Source organism: Streptomyces hilarionis (assembly GCF_024539675.1).
Lineage (GTDB): Bacteria > Actinomycetota > Actinomycetes > Streptomycetales > Streptomycetaceae > Streptomyces > Streptomyces hilarionis.
In genome coordinates, this window is the sequence record NZ_JAHHIT010000004.1 from 126415 (window position 1) to 143239 (window position 16825).

Consider the following 16825-nt stretch of genomic DNA (forward strand, 5'->3'; position numbering starts at 1 on the left):
CGCACCGGGCCGTATCGCCCCTGCACCTCACAGGAGTCGCCGCCATGCCATCCACCCCGGCTTCCGCCCGCATCACCGCCCTGGACGTGCTGGACGTGCGCTTCCCCACGTCCGAGCACCTGGACGGGTCCGACGCGATGAACCCCGAACCCGACTACTCCGCCGCCTACGTCGTCCTGCGCACCGACGCCGGCGACGGACTCGAGGGCCACGCGCTCGCGTTCACCACCGGCCGCGGCAACGACGTCCAGGCGGCCGCCATCGCGGCCCTGGCCCCGCACGTCGTGGGCCGGTCCGTCGACGAGGTCTGCGCCGACCTCGGCGGGTTCTCCCGCTCCCTCGTCCACGACCCCCAACTGCGCTGGCTGGGACCGGAGAAGGGCGCCATCCACATGGCCACCGGCGCCGTCGTCAACGCCGCCTGGGACCTGGCCGCCAAGCGCGCCGGCAAGCCCGTGTGGCGCTTCCTCGCCGAGATGCCGCCCGAGGACCTGGTCGCCCAGATCGACTTCCGCTGGCTCAGCGACGCCCTCACCCCCGAGGACGCCCTGCGCATCCTGCGCCGCGCCGAGCCCGGCCGCGCCCAGCGCGTCGGCGAACTGCTGGAGCGGGGCTACCCCGCCTACACCACCACCCCCGGCTGGCTCGGCTACTCCGACGAGAAGCTGTCCCGCCTGGCGCGCGAGGCCGTCGCCGACGGCTTCACCCAGATCAAACTCAAGGTCGGCGCCGACCTCGACGACGACATCCGGCGCATGCGCACCGCCCGCGAGACCGTCGGCGACGGCATCCGCATCGCCGTCGACGCCAACCAGAGATGGGACGTCCAGGCCGCCATCGACTGGATGGGCGCGCTGGCCCCCTACCGGCCCTACTGGATCGAGGAACCCACCTCACCCGACGACATCCTCGGCCACGCCGCCGTGCGCAGGGCCGTCGGCCCCGTCAAGGTGGCCACCGGCGAGCACATCGCCAACCGGGTCGTCTTCAAACAGCTCCTCCAGGCCGGCGCGGTCGACATCGTGCAGATCGACGCCGCGCGGGTCGGCGGCGTCAACGAGAACATCGCGATCCTGCTGCTCGCCGCGAAGTTCGGGGTGCCGGTCTGCCCGCACGCGGGCGGCGTGGGGCTGTGCGAGATGGTGCAGCACCTGTCGATGTTCGACTACGTCGCCGTCTCCGGCACCACCGAGGACCGGGTCATCGAGTACGTCGACCACCTGCACGAGCACTTCGTCGACCCGGTCCGCATCGTCGACGGCCACTACCTGGCGCCGAGCCTGCCCGGACTGAGCGCCCAGATGCACCCCGAGTCCCTCAAGGAGTACACCTACCCCGACGGCCCCGTCTGGGCGGCCCGTGTCTGACGCCCGGGGCCTCGTCGACGCCCACCACCACGTGTGGGACCTGGACGTCCGCCCGCAGCCCTGGCTCGACGCGCCCGGCCACGAGCCTCTGCGCCGCTCCTTCGGCCCGCGCGACCTGCTGTCGGCCGCGACCCGGCCGATCAGGGGACGCCGGCTGACGAGCACGGTCGTCGTCCAGTGCGTCGCCTCCCTTCCCGAGACGCGCGACCTCCTCGCCCTGGCCGCCGACGACCCGCACATCGGCGCCGTCGTCGGCTGGGCGGACCTGACGTCCCCCGCAGTCGGTGACGTGCTCGACGAGCTGCGCGCGGGACCCGGCGGCCGCCGGCTGCGCGCCGTACGCCACGTCGTGCAGGCGGAGCCGGATCCGCACTGGCTGCAACGTCCCGAGGTCGAAAGGGGGTTGAGGGCGGTCGGCGCACGCGGCCTCGGCTACGACGTGCTCGTCCGCGCCCCCCAGCTCCCGCAGGCCGTCCGGCTCGCCCAACGGCTGCCCGAGCTGCCGCTCGTCCTCGACCACGGCGGAAAGCCGCCGCTCGCCGGAGCGGACCTCACCGACTGGAGCCGACTCGTGCGCGAGCTGGCAGCGCACCTCCAGGTCCGCTGCAAGGTGTCCGGCCTGATCACCGAGGCGGACCACGAGAAGTGGACCGTCGACGACATCCGCCCCGCGTGGGACGTCCTGCTCCGCGCCTTCGGCCCCGACCGGCTGATGTTCGGCTCCGACTGGCCGGTCGTCGACCTGGCCGGCGGATGGAACCGCTGGGCCGCCACCGTCGACGACCTCCTGGACGACTGCTCCGGCACCGAGGTCCACGCGGTCCTCGCCGGCACCGCGACCGCCTTCTACGACCTGACCCCCGACCCGACGAAGGAGATGACGCCGTGCTCCTGACGGAACTGCTGCACCCCGGCATCCTCGCCTCCCTGGCCGGCGCGGGACACGGCGCCCGTGTCCTGCTCGCCGACGGCCACTACCCCGCGAGCACCGCCACCGGCGAACGCGCCCGCACCGTCCACCTCAACCTCGCCCCGGGCCTGCTCGACGTCACGACCGTGCTCGACGTGCTGCTGCGCGCCCTGCCCGTGGAAGCGGCGCACGTGATGGTGCCGCCCGAGGGCGAACCCGAACCGCCCGCCATCGCCGAGTACCGCTCGATGCTGGCGCCCCTGCCGGTCGGCACGCTCGATCGCTTCGCGTTCTACGACGCCGCCCGTTCGTCCGACCTGGCGCTGGCCGTCGTCACCGCCGACATCCGCACCTACGCCAACCTGCTGCTGACCATCGGCGTCCGCGCTGAAGGGACCCTGACGAAACGATGACACTGGCCGTCCGTTACAAGGCAGCCCGCACCCTGGACACGGCGGTGGTCGAACCCGCCGCCCCCGGCCCGGGCGAGGTGGAGCTCGCCCCCGCCTACGTCGGCATCTGCGGCACCGACCTGCACATCTTCCACGGCGACATGGACGCCCGCGTCGCCGCACCCGCCGTCCTCGGGCACGAGATGTCCGGCCGCGTCACCCGCGTCGGCCCGGGCGTGGAGGGCTGGGCGCCCGGCGACGCCGTGACGGTGATGCCGTTGCGCTGGGACGACGCCTGCCCGGCCTGTCTGAAGGGCCATCAGCACATCTGTCAGCGACTGGACTTCATCGGCATCGACTCGCCGGGGGCGATGCAGCAGCGCTGGACGGTTCCCGCCTCGACGCTGATAGGGCTGCCGGACGAGCTCGCCCTGGACCGGGCCGCGCTCGTCGAGCCCACCGCGGTCGCGGTGCACGACGTGGGCCGGGCCGGGGTGGCCGAGGGGGAGCGGGTCGTGGTGGTCGGCGGCGGTCCCGTCGGCGTCCTGATCGCGCTGGTGGCCCGGGCCGCGGGGGCGGACGTCCGCGTGGTGGAGCCGAGCGCCCACCGTCGGCTGCTCGCCCAGGAGTTGGGGCTGACGGCGTGGAACCCGGCCGACGACGACGTGCCGGCACTGGTGGGGGAGTGGACCGGGGAGGCGGGCGCGGAGGTGGCGTTCGAGGTGTCCGGTGCGGCGGGCGGCGTGGACACGGCGGTCGACGTCCTCGGCGTGCGGGGCCGGCTGTGTCTGGTGGCGATCCACCCCCGCCCGCGGGAGGTGAACCTGCACCGCTTCTTCTGGCGTGAACTCACCCTCGTCGGCGCCCGGTTGTACGACCGCTCCGACTTCGGGCGCGCGGTGGCCCTGGTCGCCGACGGCACGATCCCGGCCGACCGGCTGATCAGCAAGGTGGTGCCGCTCACGGAGGCGGCGGCCGCGTTCGAGGCGCTGGAGGGCGGCGGTGACGTGATGAAGATCCTCGTGGACTGCACCGGCGCCGACGGCGACACCGACGGCGTCGACGACGCCCGAGGAGCCGCCGTATGAACGCCTTCGACCTCACCGGCAGGCTCGCCGTCGTCACCGGGGCGCGGCGCGGGATCGGCCGGGCCATGGCCCGCGCGCTCGCCGAGGCCGGCGCGGACGTCGTCGGGGTCAGCGCCGGCATGGAGGCCTCGGGCAGCGCCGTGGAGAAGGACGTCACCGCCACGGGCCGTGCCTTCGAGGCGATCCGCACCGACTTCGCCGACCCCGAAGCCGTCCGCGCCCTGGGCGCCGACCTCGCGAGCCGGGAGCGGCCGGTGGACATCCTGGTCAACAACGCGGGCACGATCCGCCGCGCGCCCGCCGCCGAACACACCGACGCGGACTGGGACCTGGTCCTCCAGGTCAACCTGAGCGCACAGTTCGCGCTGGCCCGGGCGGTCGGCGCGGCGATGGTGGCCCGCGGCCGGGGGAAGATCGTCTTCACGGCGTCGCTGCTCAGCTTCCAGGGCGGCATCACCGTGCCCGGCTACACCGCCGCCAAGCACGGGGTCGCCGGCCTCACCAAGGCGCTGGCCAACGAGTGGGCCCCGCACGGCGTCAACGTCAACGCCATCGCCCCGGGCTACATCGCCACCGACAACACCCGCGCCCTCCAGGACGACCCTGCGCGCAGCAGGGCGATCCTGGAGCGCATCCCGGCCGCGCGGTGGGGCGACGCGGACGACCTCGCCGGCGCCACCGTCTTCCTCGCCTCGGACGCCGCCGCCTATGTGCACGGCGTCGTCCTGCCCGTCGACGGCGGATGGCTCGGTCGATGACCGCCGACCTGAGCGCCGGTCCGGCCGACGGCATGGCGACCGTGCTGGCCGGAGCCCGACTGCTGCCCGTGCTGACCGTGCCGTCCCCGGCGAGCGCGGGCCCGCTGGCCGACGCGCTCGCCGCCGGCGGCGCGACCTGCGCCGAGGTCACCCTGCGCACGCCGGGGGCCGAGCAGGCGCTCAGGGAGATGGCGGCGCACGGCGGGCTCGCCGTCGGAGCCGGCACCGTGCTCACCGCGGAACAGGCGGAGCGGGCCGTGGCCGCCGGGGCCCGCTTCGTCGTCTCGCCCGGCTTCGACGAGGAGGTCGTCAACACGTGCCGCGACCTGGGCGTGCCGGTCGTTCCCGGCGTCGCCACGGCCACCGAGCTGATGCGCGCGGACACGGTGTTCTCGGCCGGAGCGCGCTGGTTCCACACGGGCGGCATCTTCGCGGGGCTGTCCGACACCACCGTCGACGTCGCCGACGAGGCCATGGCGGCCGCGCGCCGCCACGGCGTCACCGTCTCCTACGACCCCAACCACCGCCCCAGTCTGTGGACCGGCCGCGGCGGACCGCAGCGGGCCCGCGAGGTCGACCTGCGCCTCGCCCGGCACGCCGACGTCGTGGTGGGCGCACTCGGCCTGGCCGGGGAGCACCCGGGCGCCGTGCGCTTCGGCGCGGACGAGGTGCCGGACGCGCTCGCCGAGGCGGCCGGACGGCTGCCCGGTGTGAACGTCCTGGCCACGACCCTGCGCGAGGCGCCCTCGGCGGGTGTGAACGACTGGTCCGCCGCGGCCTGGTCCGCCGGGACCGGCTTCGTGACGGGCCCCCGGATGCCGGGCCTGCACGTCCTGGACCGCATCGGCTCCGGCGACGCCTTCGCCGCGGGACTGATCCACGGCCTGCTCGCGGGTCACCCCCTGGACCGTGCCCTGGCCTACGGCACCGCCCACGGCGCCCTCACCATGACCACTCCCGGAGACGTCTCCATGGCCACGCTCGCCGAGGTGGAGGCACTCGTCGCCGGCGCCGACGCCCACGTCAGACGCTGACCGGCGCCGTTCCTCCCCGGCGCTCCCCCGCCCCCCCCAGGAGCACGACTTGCACCACCACAGGATCCGGCACACGCCCGTCGCGCTCACCGCACTCGGCTTCGGCGCCTCGGTGATCGGCAACCTCTACCGGGTCACCCCGGCCCAGGACGCGTCGGCCGCCGTCGACGCGGCCTGGGACGCGGGCATCCGCACCTTCGACACCGCACCGCACTACGGCCTCGGCCTGTCCGAACGCCGCCTCGGCGCAGCCCTGCGCGGCCGACCGCGCGAGGACTACGTCGTCTCCTCCAAGGCGGGCCGCCTCCTCGTCCCCAACGAACACCCGCGCGGCATCGACGACCAGGGCTTCGTCGTCCGCGACGAACTGCGCCGGCAGTGGGACTTCAGCCGCGACGGCGTGCTGCGCTCCCTCGACGAAACCCTGCGGCGCACCGGCCTGGACCGCCTCGACGTCGTCTACCTCCACGACCCGGACGACCACTGGCCGCAGGCCGCCGACGAGGCCATGCCCACCCTCGCGGAACTGCGCGACCAGGGCGTCATCGGCGCGATCGGCGCCGGCATGAACCAGTCCGCCATGCTCGCCCGCTTCCTGCGCGAGACCGCCGCCGACGTCGTCATGCTCGCCGGACGCTACACACTCCTGGACCAGTCGGCGCTGGACGACGTCCTGCCCGCCGCCGCGGACCTCGGCAAGAGCGTGGTGGCCGTCGGCGTCTTCAACTCCGGCCTGCTCTCCCGAGACCGGCCCGCCGAAGGCATGAAGTACGACTACCAGGACGCCCCCGCCGGACTCGTCGCCCGCGCCCGCGCCATCGCCGACGTCTGTGAACAGCACGGAACCACCCTGCCCGCCGCCGCCATCGCCTTCCCCTTCACCCACCCCGCCGTCGTCAACGTCACGCTCGGCATGCGCACTGCCGAGCAGGTCGTGCGCAACGTGGAGCTCCATGCGCGGCGCATCCCCGACGGCCTCTGGGACGAGCTGCGCGCCCAGGGGCTGATCAGGCCGGACGTGCCCGTGGGGAGCCACGGCGGGCGGGACGCGCGGTGTCGCTGACGGACAGGGCCATCGACCAGCTCCGTGAACTGATCCTGACCGGCGCGCTGCCCCCGGGGTCGAAACTCCCTCCGGAGCCGGATCTCGCCGCCCAGCTGGGCCTGTCCCGCAACCTCGCCCGCGAGGCGGTCAAGGCGCTGGCCGTGGCCCGAGTCCTGGAGGTCCGGCGGGGCGACGGCACCTATGTGACCAGCCTTCAGCCGAGCCTGCTCCTGGCAGGACTCGGCGGCGCGGTGGAGCTGCTCCAGGGCGACGCGGTCGCCCTCAAGGACCTCATGGAAGTACGGCGCCTCCTCGAACCGCTCGCCACCGCCCTGGCCGCCGTCCGCATCTCCGACGGACAACTCGCCGAGGTCGAAGGGCATCTGGACGCCATGCGCGAGGCTCGCGAGGACGTCGAACGGCTCAACGCCCACGACGCCGCGTTCCATCGCGCGGTCATCGCGGCCACGGGCAACGAAACCCTCCTCGCCCTTCTCGAGGGCATCTCCGGCCGTACCCTGCGCGCCCGCATCCGGCGCGGCCTGGTCGACTCCCAGGCCGCCGGACGCACCCTCGCCGAACACGAGGCGATCTTCGACGCGCTGTCCGCCCGCGACGCCGCCCTCAGCCAGGCCGCCGCACTGCTGCACGTGAGCAACACCGAGCGGTGGCTGAAGGAGCACCTGCGCTCCGGTGCGCCCCTGCCTTTCGGGACGCCCGCACGGGGGTGACGAGCCACGCCGCCGAGTCCCTCGCCGGGACGGCCCGCGGGCGCCGCCACGGCCTTCGTCGCGTTCCGGCGGTTGAGCGGGGGGTGCCGTGGCAGGATGCTGGAGGCAGCGCCGGTGACGGTCGACGCGGCACCGTGCCGGGGCGCGAGAGGAACGGCGTCGAGATGGCTCCCATGGACCACGAATCCGAGACGACCCCAGGAGCGAGAGCCACGGGAGCTCCCGAGGACTTCGCCGTCGTCATCGACGCCCGCGGCGCCGTCACCGCCTGGAGCGCGGGAGCCGAGAGGCTGCTCGGACACGGGTCGCGGGACGTCCTCGGCCGGCCCGCCGCCGCCCTGCTCGCCGACAGGCTGCCCGTCGCCCTGCGCCGCCACCTCGCCGCCGGAGTGCCCTGGACCAGCGATCTCGCGCTGCGCACCCGCGACGGGGACCGGGTCAAGGTGCAGGTGCGCGGCACACCGCTGACGGACTCGGGCGGCGCGGGCCCCTGGGTCCTCACCCCGGCGGCCACCACGTACCAGACCGCGCCGACCGACGCGGCGACGGCCGAGCTGTGGGACCTCACGCTCGCACAGCTCCCGCTGCCCGTGGCCGTCTACGACCACGAGGCCCGGTTCGTGGCCTGCAACCAGGTGATGAGCCGTGCCATGGGACTCACCCAGGAGGAGATGAGGGGCCTCACCCTGTGGGAGATCTATCCCGCCCCGCCTCTGGGCGAGATCGACCGCCTGCAGCGGCAGGTCGTGCGCACCGGCGAGATGATCTTCCGCGAGGAGCAGCCCTTCCGGGCCTCCGGCGAGGTCCGCGATCACGCGTGGTCGGTCTACCTCTCCCCGCTGAAGGACCCCGCGGGCACGGTGCTCGGGGTGTCGGCCGCGGTCATCGACATCACCGAGCAGTACTGGGCCCGGCGCCGGCTGGCGGTGCTGAACGACGCCGGCGCCCGCATCGGCAGCTCCCTGGACGTGACCCGCACGACCGAGGAACTGGCCGAGGTGGCGGTGACCGGCTTCGCCGACTTCGTCACCGTCGACCTGCTGGAATCCGTCGTCCAGGGCCACGAACCGCAGCCCATCCCGCCCGGGACCGCGGTGCAGTGCCGTCGCACGGCGCAACGGTCGGTCCTGTCCGGGTGCCCGGAATCCGTCGTCCGGGCGGGCGAGGTCGACGTCTACCCGCCCGGCTCACCGCCGGCCCAGGCGCTGATCACCGGCCGGGGCGCGCACTACCGTGCGGGCGACCCGAGGCTCGCGCAGTGGTCGACCTCCTCCCCGGCGCGCGCCGAGAGCATGCGCCGCTTCGGGATCCACTCGGTGATGATGGTGCCGCTGCGCGCCCGGGGCATCACCCTGGGCGTGATGCACCTCCTGCGTCACCGCACGGCGGACGCCTTCGGCGAGGACGATCTGGCGCTCGCCGAGGAGATCGCCGCCAGGGCCGCGCTGAGCATCGACAACGCCCGTCGCTACACCCGCGAACGCCACACCGCGCTCACCCTCCAGCGCAGCCTGCTGCCCGAGCGGCTGCCGCGGGCGCGGGCGGTCGCCCTCGCCCACCGCTACCTTCCCGCCGGCGCCGGGGACGAGATCGGCGGTGACTGGTTCGACGTCATCGCGCTGTCCGGGGGGCGGGTCGCGCTGGTGGTGGGGGACGTCGTGGGCCACGGCGTGCACGCCTCGGCGACGATGGGCCGCTTGCGCACGGCGGTACGGACCCTGGCGGACGCCGACTTCGCACCCGACGAACTGCTCACCCGGCTGGACGACCTGGTCATCCGCCTCGACCGGGAGGAGGGCCCCGACGCGCGCCGGCAGGCGCAGGAGGCCTCGGGGGAGGTGGGGGCCACCTGCCTCTACGCCGTCTACGACCCCGTCGCCGGCGTGTGCGACCTGGCGCGGGCCGGCCATCCGCCGCCCGTCCTGGTCACGGCCGACGGCGCCGTCGAGGTCCTCGACCTGCCCGCCGGGCCCCCGCTCGGCCTGGGCGGACTGCCCTTCGAGTCCGCCCGGATCACCATGGCGCAGGACAGCATGCTCGCCCTGTACACCGACGGTCTGATCGAGACGCCCGGCCGTGACATCGACGTCGGGCTGGACCTGCTGACCGAGGCCCTGCGCCGGCCGGCCGCGGACCTGGAGGAAGTCTGCGACGAGGTGATGCGCAAGGTACGGGCCGACCCGCCCGGCGACGACATCGTCCTGCTGCTGGCTCGCGCGTCGGGTCTCGGGGCCGACCGGGTGCGCACCTGGCAGCTCCCCGTGGATGCGGCGGCCGTCGCCGGGGCGCGCCGCGCGGCGAGCGGACAACTGGCCGCCTGGGGCCTGAGCGAACTCGACTTCTCCACCGAACTGATCGTCAGCGAGCTGGTCACCAACGCGATCCGGTACGGCGACGCCCCCATCGAGCTGCGGCTCATCCGCGCCGACGTGCTGATCTGCGAGGTCTCCGACGGCAGCGGCGCCGCCCCGCACCTGCGGCGGGCCCGCGTCTTCGACGAGGGCGGACGCGGGCTGCTGCTCGTGGCCCAGGTGGCCGAGCGCTGGGGCAGCCGTCACACCGCCACCGGCAAGACCATCTGGGCTGAACAACCCCTGCCGCACTGAGTCCGTTCGGCGGGCGGCAGATCCGGCGCCGGGGGAGCGCCGGGGAGCCGGGGAGCACCGGTGGCCGCCCCGCGGCGCGCCGGGGCGCCCGCTCACGGCGTGGCCGCGGGCACGCGGACGGACCCGCTCCGGTGGCCGCCCGCCTCCCGCGCTGGTCAGCTCGGAGGAGGCAGACGGCCATCGAGCGAGAGCGGTTCCCACCTTGACGATCATCATCACGTTCGACTTCCCCGGCATGACCCGGGCCCAGTACGAGCAGCTCACCGACAGGATGACCGGGGGACGCGGTCTCTCGAAGCCCTCGGACTGGCCCGTGCCGGGTCTGATCTCGCACGCGACCGGCCCCAGTCCGACCGGCTGGTTCGTGACGGACGTCTGGGAGTCCGAGGACGCGTTCCGGCAGTTCGGGGAGAAGCTCGCTCCCCTTCTTCGCGAAGCGGGCGTCCCCGAGACGGAACCTCGGATCTACCAGGCCCACAAGGTGGTCACCGGCTGAGGACCGATTCCGCCGGGCGTACCGGCGACGCCCCGCGCACCGGGAACGCCGGGCGGGGAGGGGAGGGCGGCGCGGCGTCCGGCCGCAGCGGTGCTCGGCCTGTTCGCCGGTGTCCGACGCGTGCGCGGGGGTTGGACGCCGCTGTTCGGGTACACGGCTGGTCGGCTCGACGTCGGGAGCCCCCGGGCAGCGGTTCCGGGAGCGCCGCGACGGCAGGGCCGGCATCGGCGCCGTCTCCCGTCGGGCGGGCGGCGCACGCCCCGGCCCGACGCGAGAGGTTGATCGAAACGCGCTGTTTCCACCGGTTCATCCCTGACGATTCCCCCACCGTTCAGAAGCAAGGAATGTGACGATGAGCGAGGCCAACCCCCTTCAGCGAGCAGCCCGGAAGGTCACGGACACCCTGCACGGCGGCGACGGAGGGCCCGAGGACGGCATCCCCGGGAAGCCCGGTTCCGAGTCGCCGTCCGTCGAGGAACCGACCCGGCCCCGGGAGCCCCTGCCGCCGAAGGCCGACCAGAGCGGCCCCGACACCGCGTCGCCCACGGGCCAGCCGACCGGTGCGGACCAGGCCCGCATGGCGCAGTCCGGCAGCCATCTCACGAACGCGCAGGGGACGCGGCTGTACGACAGCGACCACTCGCTCAAGGCGGGACCCCGCGGACCCGTCCTGTTGCAGGACCACCACCTGCGCGAGAAGGTCATGCACTTCGACCACGAGCGCATCCCGGAGCGTGTGGTCCACGCCCGGGGCGCGGCGGCGCACGGAGTGTTCCGCAGCTACGGCAGCGCGGCCGGCGTCACCAGGGCCGCGTTCCTCGCCGCGGACGAGGAGACGCCGGTCTTCGTGCGGTTCTCCACGGTCCTGGGCTCGCGCGGCTCGTCCGACACGGTGCGCGACACCCGCGGCTTCGCGACCAAGTTCTACACGAGCGAAGGCGTCTTCGACCTGGTCGGCAACAACATGCCGGTGTTCTTCATCCAGGACGCCATCAAGTTCCCCGACATCATCCACGCCGGGAAGCCGCACCCGGACCGGGAGATCCCGCAGGCGCAGAGCGCGCACGACACGTTCTGGGACTTCGTCACGCTGCACACGGAGGCGGCGCACCACACCCTGTGGAACATGTCCGACCGGGGCATCCCGCGCTCCTACCGGATGATGGAGGGCTTCGGGGTCCACACCTTCCGCCTCGTCGACGCCGAGGGCCGCACGACCCTGGTCAAGTTCCACTGGAAGCCGAAGCTCGGGGTGCACTCCCTGGTCTGGGAGGAGGCGCAGCTCACCAACGGCGTCGACCCCGACTTCCACCGCCGCGACCTGGCCGACGCCATCGAGGCGGGCGCGCACCCGCAGTGGGAGCTCGGCATCCAGACCTTTCCCGACACCCCGGACCAGACCTTCGAGGGCATCGACCTCCTGGACCCGACGAACCTCGTCCCGGAGGAGCTCGCCCCCGTGCAGCCGGTCGGGCTGCTGACCCTGAACCGCAACCCGTCCAACTACTTCGCCGAGACCGAGCAGGTCGCCTTCCACGTCGGTCACCTCGTGCCCGGCATCGACGTCACCGACGACCCGCTGCTCGCCGGCCGGCTGTTCTCCTACCTCGACACCCAGATCACCCGCCTGGGCGGACCGAACTTCCCCCAGCTGCCCATCAACCGACCGCACGCGCCGGTGAACGACATGCTGCGGGACGGGATGCACCAGACGGCCGTGCACCGCGGCGTCGCGCCGTACCGGCCGAACTCCCTGGACGGCGGCTGCCCCTTCACGGCAGGGGCCGACGCCGCGGCGTTCGTGGAGGCGCCGGTGCGTGTCCCGGAGGCGGCCAAGGTCCGGGAGGCGCCCGAGTCGTTCGCGGACCACTTCAGCCAGCCCCGCCGGTTCTGGCTCAGCATGACCCCGGTCGAGCGCGAGCACATCATCGGCGCGTACACCTTCGAACTGAGCAAGTGCTACGAGCAGGCCATCAAGGAACGGGCCCTCCAGGTCCTCGCCAACATCGACACGGAGCTCTGCGCCCTGGTCGCCTCGGGCCTCGGCCTGCCGGCTCCGGCCCCGACCGTGCCGCACGCCGACGTCGAGCCGAGTCCGGCGCTGTCCCAGCTCGGCCGTGCCTGGCCCACCGACGGCCGCGTCGTCGGGATCGTCGCCGGCGGGAACGGCGACCTGGACGAGGTCCGCGCCGTGCGGGAGGCGGTGCTCGCGAGCGGCATGGTGCCCCTGATCATCGCCCCGGCCGGCGGCACGCTCGGCGAGGGCGACGGCGGGCTCACGGTCCAACGCACGTACGCGACCGCGCGGTCCGTCGAGTTCGACGCCGTCCTCCTCGCGGGAACCCCCGCGGTCGGCGACGACGCCTTCGGAGCCCGCGACGCCAAGGCCGCGCCCGGCGCATCGCCGTCGGGCCTCGATCCGCGCGTGGCGCTGCTGCTGGGGGAGGCGTACCGGCACGGCAAGGCCATCGGCGGCTGGGCGCTGGGCGCGGACGTGCTGGAAGCGGCCGGCGTCCCCGCGCACGCGCCCGGCGTCGTCCTGGGCGCATCCGGCTCCGCCGTCCTGGAGCAGGTGACCGGGCTGCTCGGCTCGCACCGCGTGTGGGAGCGGTTCTCCGGGGTCTGATCACGGCGCACACACGACGAGAGCCGGGCGGGAACGGATCCGCCCGGCTTTTCGTCGTGCGAGCCCGACACAAGCTGTGGGCCGCCTGTTGAACCGTGCGGGCGGACGCCACGTACCAGTCACGGTGAGCGGGCGTGCCGACGCCCCGCGTCCCGCCGTGATCGGTCGGGGGCGGGCGGTCGGGCACACGCCGGTCGCCGGCTGCACGGGGCAGCGACCGCCGAAACGGCGGCAGCGTGCGGGCACTCGGTGTCCGGAGGAAGGGCTGACGATTTCCGTGGATGCGAGTCGTGCGGCGGACGGCGCCGTGGCCCTGGCCGTCCCGCCGGAGCCCGAGGAGAAGGCGACCGGGGCGCCCGTCCGCCGGCAGGTGCCGGGACTGGACGGTCTCCGCGGACTGACGGCCCTGTACGTCGTGCTGTTCCACTGCTGGCTGTACACCTTCCGGGGATACCCGAACAGCACGGCGCCCGCGTGGCTGGACGTGCTGATGTTCGGACGCCTCGCGGTCGTGTTCTTCCTCGTGCTGTCCGGATTCTCGCTGGCGATCTCCCCGGCCCGGCACGGCTGGCGGTCGGGCGGCGTCGCCGAGTTCCTGCGCCGACGCGCCTGGCGGATCCTGCCTCCCTACTGGGCGGCCCTCGCCATGAGCCTGGTCATCTCCTGGGCCCTGGTGCCGGCTTCGCACTTCGGACCGCCCACCGGTGCGTCGATCCTGGTCTACGGCCTCGTCGCCCAGGACGTCGTCCACGCCCCGACCCCCAACGGCGCGTTCTGGTCGATCGCGGTGGAGGCCGAGCTGTACGTCCTCTTCCCCCTTCTCCTGCTGGTGCGGCGACGGTTCGGCGCCGTCGCCCTGGCCGCCTGCGCGACGCTTCCCGTGATCGCCCTCGGTCTGACGGCCGCCCACGCCAATCCCGTCGAGGGCGACAACCGGCTCGCCGTGCATCTCGCTCCCGTCTTCGTCGCGGGAGTGATCGGCGCGGGAGTCGTCGTCGCCTCGGACCGCGTGCGACGCCTGCCGTGGGCGTGGTTCGCCCTCCTCGCCGCCGCGCCGGTCGTGCTGCTCGGCTTCCGGCGGGGTGCGGTCTGGACGGTTCAGCACTACTTCTGGGTGGACCTCGCCGTCGCGCCCGCCATGACGATGCTCGTCGCCGCGGTCGCCACCGGCAGACCCGGCGCCCTCGTACGGCTCCTGTCCACGCGTCCCTTCCGTGCTCTCGGCGACTTCTCGTACAGCCTGTACCTGATCCATCTGCCGCTGGTCATGGTCGTGATCCGCCGGGTGGCCCCGCGTGTCGTGGCGCCCGGCATGCCCACCTTCTGTCTCACGCTCGCGCTGGCCCTGCCCGCGTCGGTGCTCGGGGCGTGGCTGTTCTCCCGCGTCTTCGAGATGCCCTTCAAGCGCAACAGGTCCTGGAAGTCCATGATCGCGGCGGGCCGCTCCCGCCGGGGCGGGCGTGACGCACGAGACGGCGCACCTCTGCCCGAGGGACGACACGCCGAGCACTGACGCCACGGGCGGCCCCGCATCCCGCGGGGCGCCGACGGCGGCAGGGACGCCGGGCATCGCGCGCCCCCCACGCCGAGCGGCCAAGCGGCCGGGGCACGCGCACGCGTGAAGCGGGACGCCGGGCGAAGGGTGAGCTACGCGCCGTCCGCGCCCCGGCGCAGGGAACGAATCATGCTCTGGAGGATCCGGAACGCCTCCGACTGCTCCGGCCCCGTGATGCCGTCCAGCATCCTGACCTCGACGGACCGGACCGCCGCGGACGCCTGCTCCAGGCTGCGCCGACCGCGGGGCGTGAGCCGCGCCGGAAGAGCCTTCCCGACGGGCGCCTGCGCGGGCCGGGTCACGTAGCCCTCTCGTTCCAGGGTCTGGAGCAGCACATTCATCGACTGCCGTGTCACGAACGCGCCGCGCGCGAGCTCGGAGTTCGACAAGCCCGGCCGCTGGGCCAGCAGTTCGAGGCAGGAGTAGTGCGTCACGGTCATTCCGAGTGGCCGCAGCACCTCCTCCATGGCTGCGCGCAGCGCGCTCGAAGCCTCCTTGAGCAGGTAGCCCAGAGACTTGTCCAGGTCGACGCCGTCACCGCTTTGACTCATGTCAGCATTCTGACATACGGTGACGCGTGTCAGGAAGCTGACATGACGACAAGGAGCATTTCCATGCCCGTGACCGGCCCCGACTTCCTCTCGCTCCAGGTGCGCGACCTCGACGCTTCGCAGGCCTTCTACGAGCAGTACCTCGGCGTCGTCCGCTCGCAGGCCGGACCTCCGCACGCCGTCGTCTTCGAGACGGAACCGATCGCGTTCGCGCTGCGCGACGTTCTTCCGGGCACCGACCTCGCATCCGTCGCCCAGCCCGGCACCGGCGTCGCGATCTGGCTCCATGCCGCCGACGTCCAGGGCATCCACGACACCCTCGTCGCCGACGGTCACACGATCGTCTCCGCGCCTGTCGACGGCCCCTTCGGGCGGACGTTCACCTTCGCCGACCCCGACGGGTACCAGGTCACCCTTCACGACCGCGCCTGAGCGGCCGCCCGGCGCGGCCGGCGAGTCGGCGCCCGGTGGGCTCACGCGTCCAAGGACGCGTGGGCCCACCGGCGCGTTCGGCGCCGTCGCCCGCGCCGGACTCGGCGCCTGCCTTCCTCGGCGTCGCGGGAATTTCGGTCCGAGGCGTTGACACCCCGTCAGGGTTGCTCCTAACTTCACTTCACGCGAACCGGTTCGACGGCTTGTAACAGCATGATCCTTCTGGATCATCGAACCGCTTCGATTCAATCCAGTCCTGTCCAGTCCGGCCCGGCCGCGGTGAGGAGTGGTGCGTGAACATCGGTGAGATCGCGCGGCGGGCGGGTGTCTCGCGGAGCACCGTGTCGTATGCGTTGAGCGGTAAGCGTCCGGTGTCGGAGGAGACGCGGCGGCGGATCCGGCGGGTGATCGACGAGTTGGGGTATCGGCCCAACGCGAGTGCGCGGGCGTTGGCGAACGGGCGCACGAGCACGTTGGGGCTGGTGTTCCCGCCGGCGGGCAGTCACTACACGGGTATGCAGCTCGATTTCATCGGCAGTGTGGTGGAGGCGGCGGCGGCCTGCGACTACGACGTGCTGCTGTCGCCGAGCGGTGTGGACAGCGACCGGTCCTTCCAGCGGCTGCTGGGGGAGCGGCGGGTCGACGGGGCGATCCTGATGGAGATCAGGCTTCAGGACGACCGGGTGGACCATCTGGCCGCTTTGGGCTTTCCCTCCGTGTCGATCGGCCGTACCGCCGATCCGGACGGTGACTGGTGGGTGGGTCTGGACCATACGGCGCTGGCGGCCGCCTGTGTTCGTCATCTGGCCGACTTGGGTCATCGTCGGGTGGCCTTCGTCAACAGGCCCGAGGTGTTGTTGCGGGCGGGGTACGAGTCGGCGCACCGGGGGCTGGACGGGTTCACCGGGGCGGCGGCGGAGCGTGGGCTGACGGTGGCCGTGTACTGCTGCGGGGACGACGCGGCGGCGGGGCAGGCGTGCGTGGAGCGGATCCTGCACGACGATCCGGCGACCACGGCGCTGGTGACGCTGAACGAGGCGGCGTTGGGCGGCCTGTACCGGGGGCTGGCGCGGGCGGGCCGTCGTGTGCCGCGCGACTTCTCCGTCACCGGGGTGGTGGCGCAGCGGTGGGCGGAGACGGTGACCCCGCGCCTCACCGCGGCCGACGTGCCGGCCGAGGAGATGGGCCGGCTCGCCGTGGACCTCCTCGTCGAACGGCTCGACCACCCCGGCGC

At 73.5% G+C, this 16825-nt stretch carries 15 protein-coding genes; 14 read left to right on the forward strand and 1 reads right to left on the reverse strand.

Going from position 1 to position 16825, the window contains the following annotated elements; all coding sequences use genetic code 11:
* Positions 1 to 44: 44 nt before the first annotated feature.
* The 12 genes from KMS84_RS02235 to KMS84_RS02290 all read left to right on the forward strand — a co-directional run bounded on the left by KMS84_RS02235 (position 45) and on the right by KMS84_RS02290 (position 14566).
* Complete coding sequence (locus tag KMS84_RS02235) at positions 45 to 1367, forward strand: enolase C-terminal domain-like protein (RefSeq protein ID WP_256914281.1); 1323 nt, start codon at positions 45 to 47, stop codon at positions 1365 to 1367.
* Complete coding sequence (locus KMS84_RS02240; RefSeq protein ID WP_256914282.1) at positions 1360 to 2262, forward strand: amidohydrolase family protein; 903 nt, start codon at positions 1360 to 1362, stop codon at positions 2260 to 2262. Before KMS84_RS02235 ends, KMS84_RS02240 begins: the two co-directional genes overlap by 8 nt.
* Positions 2253 to 2690, forward strand: a complete 438-nt coding sequence (locus KMS84_RS02245) for an RbsD/FucU domain-containing protein (protein ID WP_256914283.1) — start codon at positions 2253 to 2255, stop codon at positions 2688 to 2690. The genes KMS84_RS02240 and KMS84_RS02245 overlap by 10 nt, the downstream gene beginning before the upstream one ends.
* Positions 2687 to 3757 (forward strand): zinc-dependent alcohol dehydrogenase, encoded by a 1071-nt coding sequence (locus KMS84_RS02250; protein WP_256914284.1) that lies wholly within the window; start codon positions 2687 to 2689, stop codon positions 3755 to 3757. Before KMS84_RS02245 ends, KMS84_RS02250 begins: the two co-directional genes overlap by 4 nt.
* Complete coding sequence (locus KMS84_RS02255; RefSeq protein ID WP_256914285.1) at positions 3754 to 4515, forward strand: SDR family oxidoreductase; 762 nt, start codon at positions 3754 to 3756, stop codon at positions 4513 to 4515. Before KMS84_RS02250 ends, KMS84_RS02255 begins: the two co-directional genes overlap by 4 nt.
* Positions 4512 to 5549 carry a PfkB family carbohydrate kinase gene (locus KMS84_RS02260; protein WP_256914286.1) on the forward strand — a complete coding sequence of 346 codons (1038 nt, stop codon included), beginning with the start codon at positions 4512 to 4514 and terminating at the stop codon, positions 5547 to 5549. The genes KMS84_RS02255 and KMS84_RS02260 overlap by 4 nt, the downstream gene beginning before the upstream one ends.
* 49 nt (positions 5550 to 5598) lie before the next feature.
* A complete protein-coding gene (locus KMS84_RS02265) occupies positions 5599 to 6612 on the forward strand; it encodes an aldo/keto reductase (RefSeq protein ID WP_256914287.1) in 1014 nt (337 codons plus the stop codon).
* Complete coding sequence (locus tag KMS84_RS02270) at positions 6603 to 7325, forward strand: FadR/GntR family transcriptional regulator (RefSeq protein ID WP_256914288.1); 723 nt, start codon at positions 6603 to 6605, stop codon at positions 7323 to 7325. Before KMS84_RS02265 ends, KMS84_RS02270 begins: the two co-directional genes overlap by 10 nt.
* 173 nt (positions 7326 to 7498) lie before the next feature.
* The gene (locus KMS84_RS02275) at positions 7499 to 9931 is read left to right on the forward strand and encodes a SpoIIE family protein phosphatase (protein WP_256914289.1); all 2433 of its coding nucleotides are present in this window, start codon (positions 7499 to 7501) and stop codon (positions 9929 to 9931) included.
* A 202-nt stretch (positions 9932 to 10133) separates the two neighbouring features.
* Positions 10134 to 10427, forward strand: a complete 294-nt coding sequence (locus KMS84_RS02280; protein ID WP_256914290.1) for a hypothetical protein — start codon at positions 10134 to 10136, stop codon at positions 10425 to 10427.
* A 352-nt stretch (positions 10428 to 10779) separates the two neighbouring features.
* A complete protein-coding gene (locus KMS84_RS02285; RefSeq protein WP_256914291.1) occupies positions 10780 to 13053 on the forward strand; it encodes a catalase in 2274 nt (757 codons plus the stop codon).
* Between the two features lie 277 nt (positions 13054 to 13330).
* Positions 13331 to 14566: an acyltransferase family protein gene (locus tag KMS84_RS02290; protein ID WP_256914292.1), complete on the forward strand. Its 1236-nt coding sequence runs from the start codon at positions 13331 to 13333 to the stop codon at positions 14564 to 14566.
* Positions 14567 to 14700: 134 nt separating this feature from the next.
* Here the strand turns inward: KMS84_RS02290 and KMS84_RS02295 are convergent, their stop codons facing one another.
* Positions 14701 to 15159, reverse strand: a complete 459-nt coding sequence (locus KMS84_RS02295) for a MarR family winged helix-turn-helix transcriptional regulator (protein ID WP_256914293.1) — start codon at positions 15157 to 15159, stop codon at positions 14701 to 14703.
* Between the two features lie 63 nt (positions 15160 to 15222).
* Here KMS84_RS02295 and KMS84_RS02300 point away from each other — a divergent pair, with 63 nt between their 5' ends.
* Together KMS84_RS02300 and KMS84_RS02305 are read left to right on the forward strand one after the other, a co-directional pair.
* A complete protein-coding gene (locus KMS84_RS02300) occupies positions 15223 to 15591 on the forward strand; it encodes a VOC family protein (RefSeq protein WP_256914294.1) in 369 nt (122 codons plus the stop codon).
* Positions 15592 to 15884: 293 nt separating this feature from the next.
* Positions 15885 to 16825: LacI family DNA-binding transcriptional regulator (locus KMS84_RS02305; RefSeq protein WP_256914295.1), on the forward strand; the 941-nt coding region annotated here is incomplete at its 3' end.